The organism is Streptomyces hebeiensis (assembly GCF_052983195.1).
In genome coordinates, this window is sequence record NZ_CM129812.1 from 3,024,764 (window position 1) to 3,037,955 (window position 13,192).

14 protein-coding genes are annotated in these 13,192 nt (G+C 72.1%); 5 read left to right on the forward strand and 9 right to left on the reverse strand.

Annotation, left to right across the window (positions count from 1 at the left end):
- The first annotated feature begins 52 nt into the window (after window positions 1–52).
- The 5 genes from ACU6P3_RS13070 to ACU6P3_RS13090 all read left to right on the forward strand — a co-directional run bounded on the left by ACU6P3_RS13070 (window position 53) and on the right by ACU6P3_RS13090 (window position 6,218).
- A complete protein-coding gene (locus ACU6P3_RS13070) occupies window positions 53–1,540 on the forward strand; it encodes an ATP-binding protein (RefSeq protein ID WP_447197278.1) in 1,488 nt (495 codons plus the stop codon).
- Window positions 1,537–2,262 (forward strand): hypothetical protein, encoded by a 726-nt coding sequence (locus ACU6P3_RS13075; RefSeq protein ID WP_447197279.1) that lies wholly within the window; start codon window positions 1,537–1,539, stop codon window positions 2,260–2,262. Before ACU6P3_RS13070 ends, ACU6P3_RS13075 begins: the two co-directional genes overlap by 4 nt.
- A gap of 119 nt (window positions 2,263–2,381) precedes the next feature.
- The gene (glmS, locus tag ACU6P3_RS13080) at window positions 2,382–4,229 is read left to right on the forward strand and encodes a glutamine--fructose-6-phosphate transaminase (isomerizing) (protein ID WP_447197280.1); all 1,848 of its coding nucleotides are present in this window, start codon (window positions 2,382–2,384) and stop codon (window positions 4,227–4,229) included.
- Between the two features lie 16 nt (window positions 4,230–4,245).
- Entirely contained in the window at window positions 4,246–4,614 is a 369-nt protein-coding gene (locus ACU6P3_RS13085) for a holo-ACP synthase (RefSeq protein ID WP_344276939.1), read from the forward strand.
- Between the two features lie 104 nt (window positions 4,615–4,718).
- Window positions 4,719–6,218, forward strand: coding sequence for an NAD(P)H-hydrate dehydratase (locus tag ACU6P3_RS13090; protein ID WP_447197281.1), 1,500 nt, complete (start codon window positions 4,719–4,721; stop codon window positions 6,216–6,218).
- A gap of 481 nt (window positions 6,219–6,699) precedes the next feature.
- On the opposite strand, the gene ACU6P3_RS13095 is transcribed toward ACU6P3_RS13090, so the two are convergent.
- From ACU6P3_RS13095 to rplM, 9 genes are all read right to left on the reverse strand, one after another.
- Window positions 6,700–6,906 (reverse strand): hypothetical protein, encoded by a 207-nt coding sequence (locus ACU6P3_RS13095; protein ID WP_447197282.1) that lies wholly within the window; start codon window positions 6,904–6,906, stop codon window positions 6,700–6,702.
- 97 nt (window positions 6,907–7,003) lie between these two features.
- Window positions 7,004–7,633, reverse strand: a complete 630-nt coding sequence (locus ACU6P3_RS13100) for a DJ-1/PfpI family protein (RefSeq protein ID WP_447197283.1) — start codon at window positions 7,631–7,633, stop codon at window positions 7,004–7,006.
- A 177-nt stretch (window positions 7,634–7,810) separates the two neighbouring features.
- Complete coding sequence (locus tag ACU6P3_RS13105; protein ID WP_447197284.1) at window positions 7,811–8,797, reverse strand: GlxA family transcriptional regulator; 987 nt, start codon at window positions 8,795–8,797, stop codon at window positions 7,811–7,813.
- Between the two features lie 398 nt (window positions 8,798–9,195).
- Window positions 9,196–9,450, reverse strand: coding sequence for a Txe/YoeB family addiction module toxin (locus tag ACU6P3_RS13110; RefSeq protein ID WP_447197285.1), 255 nt, complete (start codon window positions 9,448–9,450; stop codon window positions 9,196–9,198).
- Entirely contained in the window at window positions 9,447–9,710 is a 264-nt protein-coding gene (locus ACU6P3_RS13115) for a type II toxin-antitoxin system Phd/YefM family antitoxin (RefSeq protein ID WP_447197286.1), read from the reverse strand. The genes ACU6P3_RS13110 and ACU6P3_RS13115 overlap by 4 nt, the downstream gene beginning before the upstream one ends.
- Window positions 9,711–9,981: 271 nt before the next feature.
- Window positions 9,982–10,146, reverse strand: a complete 165-nt coding sequence (locus ACU6P3_RS13120) for a hypothetical protein (protein WP_447197287.1) — start codon at window positions 10,144–10,146, stop codon at window positions 9,982–9,984.
- A gap of 101 nt (window positions 10,147–10,247) precedes the next feature.
- Window positions 10,248–11,606, reverse strand: a complete 1,359-nt coding sequence (gene glmM / locus ACU6P3_RS13125; RefSeq protein ID WP_447197288.1) for a phosphoglucosamine mutase — start codon at window positions 11,604–11,606, stop codon at window positions 10,248–10,250.
- Window positions 11,607–11,918: 312 nt separating this feature from the next.
- A complete protein-coding gene (rpsI, locus tag ACU6P3_RS13130; RefSeq protein ID WP_030742242.1) occupies window positions 11,919–12,437 on the reverse strand; it encodes a 30S ribosomal protein S9 in 519 nt (172 codons plus the stop codon).
- A gap of 42 nt (window positions 12,438–12,479) precedes the next feature.
- Window positions 12,480–12,923: a 50S ribosomal protein L13 gene (gene rplM, locus ACU6P3_RS13135; protein WP_030742240.1), complete on the reverse strand. Its 444-nt coding sequence runs from the start codon at window positions 12,921–12,923 to the stop codon at window positions 12,480–12,482.
- Window positions 12,924–13,192: the final 269 nt, after the last annotated feature.

Below are 13,192 nucleotides of genomic sequence, written 5' to 3' on the forward strand. Positions count from 1 at the left end.
CCCGCGCCTGCGTGTCCCCCGCCTGCGTGTCCCCCGCCTCCGGGGGCTGCGCGTGCGGCTCGTCGTCGCCTCCACCCTCGTCGCCGTGGCCGGCACGCTGACGACGGGCGCGCTGACCTTCCGGGAGGCGCGTACGGGCGTCCTCCAGCAGAGCCAGGACACCGTCGTCAAACAGTTCCGCGACCACGTCAACACGCTCGCCCCCGCCCTCACCCTGCCACCCACCCAGGGGCAACTGGACGGCCTCGCCACCGATGTGGCGCGCGTCGGCCGCTCGCAGGGCTGGCGCGTGCTGGCCGTCTACGGCGACACACGCGCCCCCGTGCCCTCCGACTACTCCTTCGCCGCCGTCAGTCCGGAACTGCGCGAGGCGGTCGCCACCCGGCGCGCCACCGTGTTCCAGCGGGTCACCACCGGCACCGGGTCCGGCACGGTCTCCGAACTGGTCGTCGGCATGCCGGTCACGTACGCCGGTCCGGGCGGCACCTCGGCCGCGCTGTCGGGGCTCAGTGTCTTCCTGGTCGTGTCGCAGAACGCCGAACAGGCTTACGTGGACGCGCTGGTGGCCGCCGTCGAGCGGGCCGTCGTGCCCGCGCTCGTCCTGGCCATCGTCATCGCCCTGCTCGCCGCGCGCGGTGTGCTGCGGCCGGTGCGGGAGCTGCGGAGGGCCGCCGGAAGCATGGCGGAGGGCCGGTTCGACACCCGGCTCGCGGTCAACGGCTCGGACGAACTGGCCGACCTGTCCCGTACGTTCAACGAGACCGCCTCCGCGCTGGACCGGTCCGTGGCGGAGCTGCGCCGGATGGAGGCCCGGGCGCGCGCGTTCGCCGCCGACGTCTCGCACGAGCTGCGGACCCCGCTGGCGGCGATGGCGGCGGTCACCGACGTCCTCGACGAGGACGCGGCCGGGCTGGACCCGGACACCGCCACCGCCGTGCGGCTGATCAGCCAGGAGACCACGAAGCTGGCCCGGCTGGTGGACGACCTCATGGAGATCTCGCGGTTCGACGCCGGTGCGGCCGGACTCCAGCTGGACGACATCGACCTGGCCGAGTCCCTGCTCCGCACGCTGGCCTCCCGGGGCTGGTCGGAGCGCGTGGCGACCGAGCTGCCGCCGCCCGGCACGCTGCGCTGGCGCGCGGACCCGCGTCGCCTGGACGTGGTGGTCGCCAACCTGGTCGCCAACGCGTTCCGGCACGGGGCTCCGCCCGTACGACTGCGTCTCACCACGGTGCCGGCCCCGGCGGCGGGTACCCGCGCCCGGGCCGTGATCGAGGTGACGGACAGCGGCCCGGGCATCCCGGACGCCGTGTCCCCGCATGTCTTCGAACGCTTCTACAAGTCGGACAGCGCCCGGACGCGCACGGAGGGCAGCGGCCTCGGCCTCGCCATCGCCGCGGAGAACGTACGGCTGCACGGAGGCACCGTGCGTGCGGCGAACGGACCGGGGGGCGGAGCCGTGTTCACGGTGGAGCTGCCGTGGCCGGCGGCCGGCCGTGACGACCTGCCGCCGGCGAAGGGAACCGGGGAGCGCCCATGACGTCCGCATACGCCACGCGCCCCACGCACGCCCCGCCCACGCTCCCACCCGGAACCGCACCCCGGTCCGCACCCCGGGCCGCATCCGTCGGGAACAGCCGCGCCCGGGCCGTCGCCGTCCTGCTCGCCCTCGTACCGTTCCTGCTCGCCGGCTGCCGGATCCCCGCCACCGGTGTCGTGGAGACCGGCGCTCCGGCGACCGGGCTGCGCCCCGTGACCTGGCTCTACTTCGTCAGGGGCGGCGCGCTGTACCCGGTGGGCCGGCCCGCCGGACTCACGCGCGACGGCACGGACAGCCGCGGGGCCGGCGTCCAGACGGCCGTCACCCTGCTCCTGCGGGGGCCGGCGTCCGCGACGGGGGCCGACGTGGCCACCGAACTGCCGCCGGACGCCGGACCTCCCCGGACCGTTGTCAAGGCCGGCGCACCGGGGGAGTCCGGGGAGATCGTCATCGGACTCCTGGGAAGCGAGAAGCCGCTCGGCGACCTCGCGGCGGCCCAGCTCGCGTGCACGGCGGCGGCGGCCCGGGCACTGGAGACCCGGGCGAGCAACACCGAGCCGTTCCCGGTGACCCTCACCACGCCCCAGGGCCGGCGGACCCTCACGGCGGACGCCACCCTGTGCCCCGCCCCCGCGGAAGAGGCCACGCTGTTCCCCGAGGTGTCATCCACGCCGGTGCCCGCCCCGGGAGGAGGGCCCGCCGTCGCGGACCGGCCGCGCTGACGGGAGAGGCCCGCGGGGGCTCGTGGCGCGATGGCCGTGGTACCGCTGCCCCGCCGCGCGTTCTGGAACGATGTGTCCGGCGGCCGGGAACGGCCGGGAACAGCCGGGAAGGGATCCATATGTGCGGAATCGTGGGTTACGTCGGCGGACAGTCGGCGCTTGATGTGGTCGTCGCGGGCCTGAAGCGGCTGGAGTACCGGGGCTACGACTCGGCCGGGGTCGCGGTCCTCGCCGACGGCGGCCTCGCCGCGGCGAAGAAGGCGGGCAAGCTCGTCAATCTGGAGAAGGCGCTGAAGGACCGCCCGCTGCCGAGCGGTTCCACCGCGATCGGGCACACCAGGTGGGCCACGCACGGCGGCCCGACCGACGCCAACGCCCATCCCCACCTCGACAACGCCGGGCGGGTGGCCGTCGTCCACAACGGGATCATCGAGAACTTCGCCGTGCTCCGCGCCGAGCTGGCGGGCCGCGGTCACGACCTGGACTCGGAGACCGACACCGAGGTCGTCTCCCACCTGCTCGCCGAGTCGTTCTCCTCCTGCGGCGACCTCGCGGAGTCGATGCGGCAGGTCTGCCGCCGGCTGGAGGGCGCCTTCACCCTCGTCGCCGTGCACGCGGACGAGCCGGACGTCGTCGTCGGCGCGCGCCGCAACTCTCCGCTGGTGGTGGGGGTCGGCGAGGGCGAGTCGTTCCTCGCGTCGGACGTCGCGGCCTTCATCGCCCACACGCGCTCCGCGATCGAGCTGGGCCAGGACCAGGTGGTCGAGGCGCGCCGGGACGGCGTCGTCGTCACCGACTTCGACGGCGCGCCGGCCGAGGTGCGCGAGTACCACGTGGACTGGGACGCGTCGGCCGCCGAGAAGGGCGGCTACGACTACTTCATGCTCAAGGAGATCGCCGAGCAGCCGAAGGCCGTCGCGGACACCCTCCTCGGCCGGATCGACGCCGAGGGCGCCCTGACGCTGGACGAGGTGCGCATCCCCCACTCCGTGCTGCGCGAGGCCGACAAGGTCGTCATCGTCGCCTGCGGCACGGCCTTCCACGCCGGGCTGATCGCCAAGTACGCCATCGAGCACTGGACGCGGATGCCCTGCGAGGTGGAGCTGGCGAGCGAGTTCCGCTACCGCGACCCGATCCTGGACCCGCGCACGCTGGTGATCGCCATCTCGCAGTCCGGCGAGACCATGGACACGCTGATGGCGCTGCGGCACGCCCGCGAGCAGGGGGCGAAGGTGCTGGCCATCTGCAACACCAACGGCTCGACGATCCCGCGCGAGTCGGACGCCGTCCTCTACACGCACGCGGGCCCCGAGGTCGCCGTCGCGTCGACCAAGGCGTTCCTGACCCAGCTGGTGGCCTGCTACCTGGTCGCGCTCTACCTGGGCCAGCTGCGCGGCACGAAGTGGGGCGACGAGATCCGGGCCGTCATCCGGGACCTGTCGCGGATCGCGGGCGAGGTGGAGCGCGTGCTGGAGACGATGGAGCCGGTACGGGCGCTGGCGCGCACGCTCGCGGACAAGCGGACGGTGCTGTTCCTGGGCCGGCACGTGGGGTACCCGGTGGCCCTGGAGGGCGCGCTCAAGCTCAAGGAGCTGGCGTACATGCACGCGGAGGGGTTCGCGGCGGGCGAGCTGAAGCACGGTCCGATCGCGCTGATCGAGGAGGACCTGCCGGTGGTGGTCGTCGTACCGTCGCCGCGCGGGCGCTCGGTCCTGCACGGCAAGATCGTCTCCAACATCCAGGAGATCCGGGCCAGGGGCGCGCGGACGATCGTGATCGCGGAGGAGGGGGACGAGGCGGTGGTGCCGTACGCGGACCATCTGGTCCGTATCCCGGCGACGCCGACGCTGCTCCAGCCGCTGGTCGCCACGGTGCCGTTGCAGGTGTTCGCGTGCGAGCTGGCGACGGCGCGGGGCAACGAGGTGGACCAGCCGAGGAACCTGGCGAAGTCCGTGACGGTGGAGTGAGACGGGGAGCGTTGTTGTGATCATCGGGGTGGGGATCGACGTGGCCGAGATCGACCGGTTCGGGGAGTCGCTGCGGCGCACTCCTCAGCTGGCCGACCGGCTGTTCTCCGCGGGGGAGCTGCGGCTGCCCAGCGGGGAGCGGCGCGGAACGGCCTCCCTGGCGGCGCGGTTCGCCGCCAAGGAAGCCGTGGCCAAGGCACTCGGCGCGCCCGGCGGGCTGCACTGGACGGACGCCGAGGTGTACGTCGAGGACAGCGGCCGGCCGCGGCTGCGGGTACGGGGGACGGTGGCGGCGCGCGCCGCGGAGCTGGGCGTACGGCACTGGCACGTCTCGCTCAGCCATGACGCGGGGGTGGCGTCGGCGGTGGTGATCGCGGAGGGTTGAGGCGCGGGCGGCCCCGGCGTACCCGGCCCGGAAGCTGGCCCGCGCAGCCGGGCTGACGAGCTTGACGAGCAGACGAGCGAACCGCAGGGAAAGGGCTGGACCGTATGCGTACCGCGTACCGCGTGGAGACCGTGAGGAACGCCGAGCGGGAGCTGATGGCCCGGCTGCCGGAGGGCACGCTGATGCGGCGCGCCGCCGCCGGGCTCGCCGCGACCTGCGCCGGCCTGCTGCGTGACCGGCGGGGGCGGGTGTCCGGGGCGCGGGTCGTCCTGCTCGTCGGCAGCGGCGACAACGGGGGTGACGCCCTGTACGCCGGGGCGCTGCTGGCGGGCCGCTCGGCCCGGGTCTCGGTGGTGCGGCTCGCGCCCGCCCGTACGCACGGGGCCGGACTGGCCGCGCTGCTCGACGCGGGCGGCCGGATCGCCGACGGCACCGACGCCCCCGCGGACGCGGACGGCACCGGCGACGCCGACGCGGTCCTGGCCGGCGCCGATCTGGTGCTGGACGGCATCACCGGTATCGGCGGGCACGGCGGGCTGCGGCCGGAGGCGGTGCCGCTGGTACGGGCGGCGCGGGCGTCGGGCGCGGTGGTCGTGGCCGTCGATCTGCCGAGCGGGGTGACGGCGGACAGCGGCGAGGTGGCGGGCGAGGCGGTGCGCGCGGACGTCACGGTCACGTTCGGCACGTACAAACCGGGACTGCTGATCGACCCGGCGCGCGAACACGCCGGTGCCCTGCGGCTGGTGGACATCGGCCTCGGCCCGCTGCTGCCGCCCGTACCGGACCTGGAGGTGCTCCAGCACGCGGACGTGGCGCGGCTGCTGCCGGAGCCGACGGGCGAGAGCGACAAGTACCGGCGGGGCGTGATCGGCATCGTCGCGGGCTCCGCCCGCTACCCGGGCGCGGCGGTGCTCGCGGTGGCGGGCGCGCTGCGCGGGGGCGCGGGGGCCGTGCGGTACGTGGGCCCCGGCGGGGACGCGGTGATCGCGCGCTTCCCGGAGACCCTGGTGCACGAGGGCCCGCCGTCGAAGGCGGGCCGGGTCCAGGCCTGGGCCGTGGGTCCGGGCCTCGGCGACGAGCCGGGCACGGCCGAGCCCCTGGCCTCGGACGTCCTGGCCTCGGACGTGCCGGTCCTGGTGGACGCGGACGGCCTGCGGCTGCTGGACGCGGCGACGGTACGCGCCCGCAGCGCCCCGACCCTGCTCACCCCGCACGCGGGCGAGGCGGCGGCGCTGCTGGGCGTCCCCCGGGAGGAGGTCGAGGCGGGCCGGCTGGCGGCCGTACGCGAACTCGCCTCGCGGTACGGCGCGACGGTGCTGCTGAAGGGCTCGACGACGCTGATCGCCACCCCGGACCCGACGGCCCCGGTCCGGGCGAACCCCACGGGCACGCCCTGGCTGGCGACGGCGGGCAGCGGCGACATCCTCTCCGGCCTCGCCGGCTCCCTCCTGGCCACCGGCCTGCCCACCCACGACGCCGCCGCGGCCGCGGCCTACCTGCACGGCCTCGCCGCCCGCCTGAAGTCCCGGGGCGCCCCGGTCTCGGCCCTGGACGTCGCGGACGGCCTGCCGGCGGCCTGGCGGAACGTACGCGGCGAGGCGTAGCGGCGTACGGTCGGGACGACGCGGACGGTGGCGCACGAGGAACAGGTGGCCGTAGCAGGCATCACCGCTCTGGCCGTCGCCTTCGCCGAGGCCGCCCTTCTGAACTTCCCCCTGAGCTTCGCCGTCGCCCGCAACCTGATCGGCTGCCTGAGTGTCGGCCTTCTCGTCCGATACGGCAGCAACGCCCAGTCCAGCGCGGTGGCCGTTGCGGCGATCCCTGCCGTATGCGGATTGATCGGGACAGGACCGGGCGGCCGCCCCTATCCGCGGATGTGGCCCGCGCATCCACGCGAGTCCGTGATCACCGCCGTCGCTCTGTCAGGGCTGCGGCGGGCGACTCTTGCGTCGGCAGTTGCGTTCTACGCGCTGTTCCAGGCCAAGGACACGGGACTCACAGGCCATGAACGGGCCGGTCCCTCCAGCCGTCCGGCCGGGGCCGAGCCGAGGCCCCGCCCGGGGCTCCTGGAGCGTACGGGCCCGGTCAGGGACGGGGCAGCGGCAGGCCGGGCATCTGCGGGTGGCGCAGGTGCTGCCCGCCGTCGTACACGTGCAGGGTGAAGGTCTCCGGCCCCGGGGTGCCGACCGCGTCGTAGGCGTCCAGGACGCGCTCGATCCTGCCCGGTGCGCCGATCCCGCCTTCACCGTGACGTGCACGTGCACGCCCGCCGTCCGCTGTGCCTGCGGCCACTGCTACCACGAACGGCAGTCGTCGCCGTGCCGCTCCAGTAGTCGGGTCAAGGGGGTACCGAGTTCCAAGGAGCAAACGTACGGTACGTCACACGCGCTCAGCTGGGTGCGAACAGCGTGAACAGTTTCTCGACGACCTCCGCGGGAGCGGCATCCTTGGTCCCCGAGTTGTAGGGCGGCTGCGGGGCGTACTCGATGAGGAGTTGCACCGCCTGCGCCACATCGTCGCCCGCGATCAGACCGGCCAGGGTCAGGGCCATGTCGATCCCCGCCGAGACGCCCGCCGCGGTCGCGTAGTGGCCGTCGATGACAACCCGCTCGTCGGTCGGCGTCACACCGAACTCGGCGAGTTGCTCCAGCGCGCCCCAGTGGCTCGTCGCCCGACGGCCGGCGAGGATTCCGGCGGCGGCGAAAATCAGGGATCCCGTGCAGACGGACGTCATCCAGGTGGAGGACCGGTCGACCGACCGCAGCCATGTGTGCAGGGCTCCGTCGGCCATCTGGTCCGCCTGGCCCGGACCGCCGCCGACGATCACCACGTCCGGGTTCGGCACCTCGGCGAGCTGTGCGACGACGTTGATCGACAGGCTGCCCAGATCGTTGCGGACCAGGCCCGGGTTCTCGGCGACGAAGACGACCTCGGTGTCCGGCAGGCGACCCAGCACCTCGTAGGGCCCGATGACATCCAGCGCGGTGAAGTCGGGATAGAGGACGATCGCGATCTGCATGAAGGGGTTCCTTCGATTGTTCCGGACATTGCGGTCACAATTCCGATCAGTTGCTGCACCACCGAGCGTAGAAGCAACCCCTCGTGACGCCTATGTCATGCAGACCAACAAATCTGCCATGCGACGGGGCGGGACCTCCCGCGGGACGGCGCCTCTGGGCAGGAGGTCGGGGCTGAGCTACCGGGGGTCGGGGCCGAGTGTCGACGGCTTGCCGAAACCGCGGCGGTACTCCGTGGGCGAGACATCGAGTTCCCGCAGGAACGCACGACGCATCGCTTCCGGCGACCCGTATCCGCAGCGGCGAGCGATACCGGTCACGCCGTCGCGAGTGTCCGTCAGCGCGCGCTGCGCGGCCTCCAGACGGACAAGATCCACGAACCGGCCCGGGGTGACCCCCACCTCCTCGACGAACGCACGGGCGAACTGACGGGGAGACAGACCGGCGCGCTGCGCCAGCGCGGGAACAGAAAGGTCGGAGGCCAGGTTGGCAGCGGCCCAGTACTGAACCTCACGCAGCGGATCGGAGCGGGCCGTCTGCGCCGAGAGCTGGGCGCTGAACTGCGCCTGGTTCCCCGGCCGGCGGACGAAGACCACCAGCAGCCGAGCGATCTCGTCAGCCACCGCACGCCCGTAGTCCTCCTCGACCAGGGCGATGGCGAGGTCGATGCCGGTCGTCACGCCCGCCGACGTGGAGATCGTGCCGTCCCGGACGAAGATCGGGTTCGGATCGACCATCACCTGGGGGAACCTGCCCGCGAAGGAGTCACAGGCTTCCCAGTGCGTCGTGGCCCGGCGGCCGTCGAGCAGCCCGGCCTGCGCCAGCAGATAGGCCCCGGTGCACACTGATACGACACGTCGCACATCAGGGCCACGCTCGCGCAGCCAGGTCACAAGCCCGCTGCCGACGTCCCCCACGCCCGGCCCACCGGGCACGAGCAGGATGTCCGGGTTCTCCGCATCGGCCAGATCCAGATCGGGAACCAGCCGCAGGCCCCCGGCGGACCGTACGGTCGCGCCACCGAGCGAGGCGGTGCGGACGACGTAGGGGGGCGTGCCCTCACTTCCGGTGTAGCGGGCCGCCACCGAGAACACGTCCACAGGACCGGCGATATCGAGGGGCTGCACACCGTCGAACAGGACGACGAGAACGGACTGGGTTCGCACCCCGGCCATACTCGCCGCGCGCACCTCGTCCATCACACCGCCGGGTCAGTGGGCCTTCGCGGTGGGGCAGCCTTCCGCCCGCACACCGCCACCCACGATGGCACAGCCCACACGACACGGGAGCCGCGAGGACGCCGCGCGCTACGTGAGGATTCTCCCCCACCCGTCCGGGAACCGCGAGGCACTGCCAGACGACTTCCTTCACGCATCGGACGTCCGTCACAGGCGGCCTGACCAGCACCCCAACACGCCTGACACACATGATGAGTCATCGGCACCACACCGGCCGGCCCCCCGGACGCCTTCATCGACCTGGCCGAAGAGGTCCGCGACGTCCTCGCCTCGTCCAGCATCGGCGCCTGGCAAGACGCCGGCGAGGACAGCCCCTCGGGCCCCTATCAGTAGTGGTAGCGCGCCTGGACGATGATCAGCTCGCCGTCGGCCGGTTTGTACACGAGCCGGTGCGTATCGTCGATCCTCCGGGACCAGTAGCCCGAGAGGTCGCCCTTCAGGGGCTCGGGCTTACCGATGCCCTTGAAGGGGTCACGCCTGGTGTCGTCGATCAGCTTGTTGACGCGCTTGACCATCTTGCGGTCGTTCTCGGCCCAGTAGGTGTAGTCCTCCCAGGCGTGCGACGTGAACGAGATCTTCACTCACGCCCCGCGTCGGGGTCGATCAACCCGCGCGGCCGAGCCTCGCCGGCCTCGGCCTCGGCGATGGAGTCGAGCAGGCGGCGAGCGTTTTTGGGAGAGCGCAGGAGGTGCATCGTCTCCATCCAGGAGCTGAAGTCCTCTTCGGACATCAGAACGGCGTTCCCCTTGCGGGAAGTGATGTGAACCGGCGCGTGATCCTCGTTGACCTGCTCGATCAGCGGGAACAGGTTCTGGCGCGCTTCACTCGCGGTGATGGACATGATCGCTGCCTCCTTCCATGACTCTCGACTTGTACAAGTTATCGTACGAGTGTGGAAGCGTCCACTGATCATCGCCACCGCGCGGCTCCGCCGGGCACCGGCCCGTCGACGGAAACGGACGTCGGGCGAACGGCGCCGCCGAGCCCTGGCATACGGTCAGACCTCGACGACGCGTACGCCACCGCCGCACAGCACTTCCAGGTCCTCGGGGTCCGAGGTGAGAACGACCGCCGGCCGCTGGGCGTGCGACGCGGTAGCCGCGACCACGGCGTCAATGGCGTACTTCGGTCTGCCTCTGCACGGCCGCGTCGACGTAGGCGCTGAAACCGCGCTTTCCGACCCGGGCCCGTACGGCGGAGATGTTCCCGGCGTGCAGACTCACGGAAACGTTCGCGGTCGGCCCTCCGCCCACACCGAAGCTCGTGTCATCGCTCATACCGCGATTCTCATGGACGAAGTCGCAGAACGGGCCGGGCAGCACTGCCCGGCCCTGCCCGTGCGGGACCGGCCCCGCCCGCACGGGACCGTCCCGCCGCGTCAGCCCAGCGCCGACTTCACCGCGTCCGCCAGCCGGCCCGCCACCGCGCGGGCCTGTTCGATGTCGGCCGCCTCGACCATCACCCGGACCAGCGGCTCCGTGCCCGACGGGCGGAGCAGGACGCGGCCGGTCGTGCCCAGGTCGCTCTCCGCCTCCGCGACCGCCGCGGTCAGCTCCGCGGACGTGTTCACCCGGGACCTGTCGACGTCCGGCACGTTGATCAGCACCTGCGGCAGCCGCCGCATCACGCCCGCCAGGTCGGCCAGCGAACGGCCGGTGGCGGCCACGCGGGCCGCGAGCATCAGGCCCGTCAGGGTGCCGTCGCCGGTCGTGGCGTGGTCCAGCACGATGACGTGGCCCGACTGCTCCCCGCCCAGGGCGTAGCCGTGCTCCTTCATCGACTCCAGTACGTAACGGTCGCCGACCGCCGTCTCCACCAGGTGGATGCCCTCGCGCTCCATCGCCGTCTTGAAACCCAGGTTGGACATCACCGTCGCGACGACCGCGTTGCCGCGCAGCGTGCCCGCCTCGCGCATCGCCAGGGCCAGTACGGCGAGGATCTGGTCGCCGTCGATCTCCTCGCCCGCGCCGTCCACGGCCAGGCAGCGGTCCGCGTCGCCGTCGTGGGCGATGCCGAAGTCCGCGCCGTGCTCGACCACGGCGGCCTTGAGGTGGTCCAGGTGGGTGGAGCCGTAGCCGTCGTTGATGTTCAGGCCGTCCGGCTCGGCCCCGATCGTGATGACCTCGGCGCCGGCCCGCGCGAACGCCTCCGGCGAGACCCGGGCCGCCGCGCCGTGCGCCTCGTCCAGGACGACCTTCAGCCCGTCCAGCCGGTTCGGCAGCACCCCGATCAGGTGTGCCACGTACTGATCGAAACCTTCGTCGTACGTACGGACTCGGCCCACGCCCGCCCCGGTCGGCCGCTCCCACGGCTCGCCCGTGCGGTGCTGCTCGTACAGGGTCTCGATCCTGTCCTCCAGTTCGTCGGCGAGTTTGTGCCCGCCGCGCGCGAAGAACTTGATCCCGTTGTCGGGCATGGCGTTGTGGCTCGCGGAGAGCATCACCCCGAGGTCCGCCCCCAGCACGCCGGTGAGGTAGGCCACGGCCGGGGTGGGCAGCACGCCGACCCGCAGGACGTCCACGCCCGCGCTGGCCAGCCCCGCCACCACCGCGGCCTCCAGGAACTCGCCCGAGGCGCGCGGATCTCGTCCGACCACCGCCGTGGGCCGGTGCCCCTCGAACGTCCCCACCTCGGCGAGCACATGCGCCGCCGCGACCGACAGCCCGAGCGCCAGCTCCGCCGTCAGGTCGGCGTTGGCCACGCCGCGCACGCCGTCCGTACCGAAGAGTCGTCCCACAGCTCTCCCTCCGAAAAACAGCTCGGAGCACATACCGCTCCGAGCGAAAATGCTCCGAAAATGAAAACCCTTGAGCGCTTAATGCTGTTATACGCCCGAGTAACCAAGAAAACGAACGCCCCGGCAGCACGGAGTGCCGCCGGGGCGAACGGGTGCCGTAAGAGGCCGGATGGCCCGTTGGACCATATGGCCTGTGCGGACCATGTGGTCCGGACCATGCGGTCCGTGCGGGCCGTACGGCCCATGGGGCCGTAAAGCCTGTACGTACGGCCAGCGAGCGATACCGCCGGGGTGGGTAATACCCCGGTGGATTTAGCGCTTGCTGTACTGCGGCGCCTTGCGGGCCTTCTTCAGACCGGCCTTCTTGCGCTCGACCGCGCGGTCGTCGCGGCTCAGGAAGCCGGCCTTCTTCAGCGCGGGGCGGTTGTTGTCCACGTCCGCCTCGTTCAGCGCGCGGGCCACGCCCAGGCGCAGCGCGCCGGCCTGGCCGGAGACGCCGCCGCCGGAGATGCGGGCGATGACGTCGTAGCGGTTGTCGAGCTCGAGCACCTTGAAGGGCTCGTTGACTTCCTGCTGGTGCACCTTGTTGGGGAAGTAGTCCTCAAGGGTGCGACCGTTGATCTTCCACTTGCCGGTGCCCGGGACGATCCGGACACGGGCGATCGCGTTCTTCCGGCGGCCCAGGCCGGCGGCCGGCTGCGGGTCGCCGAAGCGGGACGCCAGGGACTCGGAGGTGTACTCGCCCTCGACGGGCGCCTCGGACTCGAACGTCGTCACCTCGGCGAAGTTCTCTTCGCCCTCGACGGGGGTCTCAACAGTGGTCTCGGCCACGATGCTCCTCAGATTTCTTTTCGTCTTAGGGGATGGCCGGGATTACTGCGCGACCTGGGTGATCTCGAACGGGACCGGCTGCTGAGCGCCGTGCGGGTGCTGGTCACCCGCGTAGACCTTCAGCTTCGAGAGCATCTGACGGCCCAGGGAGTTCTTCGGGAGCATGCCCTTGACGGCCTTCTCGACGGCCTTCTCGGGGCTCTTCGCAAGCAGCTCGTCGTAGCGGACGGAGCGCAGACCACCCGGGTAACCGGAGTGGCGGTACGCCATCTTCTGGGTCCGCTTGTTGCCGGACAGGTGCACCTTGTCGGCGTTGATGATGACGACGAAGTCACCGGTGTCGACGTGGGGCGCGTAGATCGGCTTGTGCTTGCCCCGGAGAAGGGTTGCGGCGGTGGTCGCCAGACGGCCCAGGACGATGTCCTGCGCGTCGATGATGTGCCACTGGCGCGTCACATCGCCGGGCTTGGGGCTGTACGTACGCACGGTCGTAGCCTTCGCTTCTTCAGTATTGGGGTCTCCCCCCAGCCCGGCAGGGCTCGGGGGACGGGTCCTGACAAGGCCACCCGAACGATCACAACAGCCCTGGCAGACGTACGGGGACGCAAACCGTTTCCTGCCGCTGGTCATCGGACCGGTGGACCGGCGTAAGGGCCCTTCGCGTGAGAACGAACCAAGCCAATACGCATAACGAACCAGCAGAATACCGTCGGGCACGTCGGCGGGTCAAAACGGCCCCGGCCCGGGAACCGGCG

Excerpts from the sequence above, each read along its gene's own strand:
- ACU6P3_RS13075 (WP_447197279.1), top strand. The coding sequence starts at position 1,537 with ATGACGTCCGCATACGCCACGCGCCCCACGCACGCCCCGCCCACGCTC.
- glmS (WP_447197280.1), top strand. The coding sequence starts at position 2,382 with ATGTGCGGAATCGTGGGTTACGTCGGCGGACAGTCGGCGCTTGATGTG.
- ACU6P3_RS13090 (WP_447197281.1), top strand. The coding sequence starts at position 4,719 with ATGCGTACCGCGTACCGCGTGGAGACCGTGAGGAACGCCGAGCGGGAG.
- ACU6P3_RS13100 (WP_447197283.1), bottom strand. The coding sequence starts at position 7,633 with ATGCAGATCGCGATCGTCCTCTATCCCGACTTCACCGCGCTGGATGTC.
- ACU6P3_RS13115 (WP_447197286.1), bottom strand. The coding sequence starts at position 9,710 with ATGTCCATCACCGCGAGTGAAGCGCGCCAGAACCTGTTCCCGCTGATC.
- ACU6P3_RS13120 (WP_447197287.1), bottom strand. The coding sequence starts at position 10,146 with ATGAGCGATGACACGAGCTTCGGTGTGGGCGGAGGGCCGACCGCGAAC.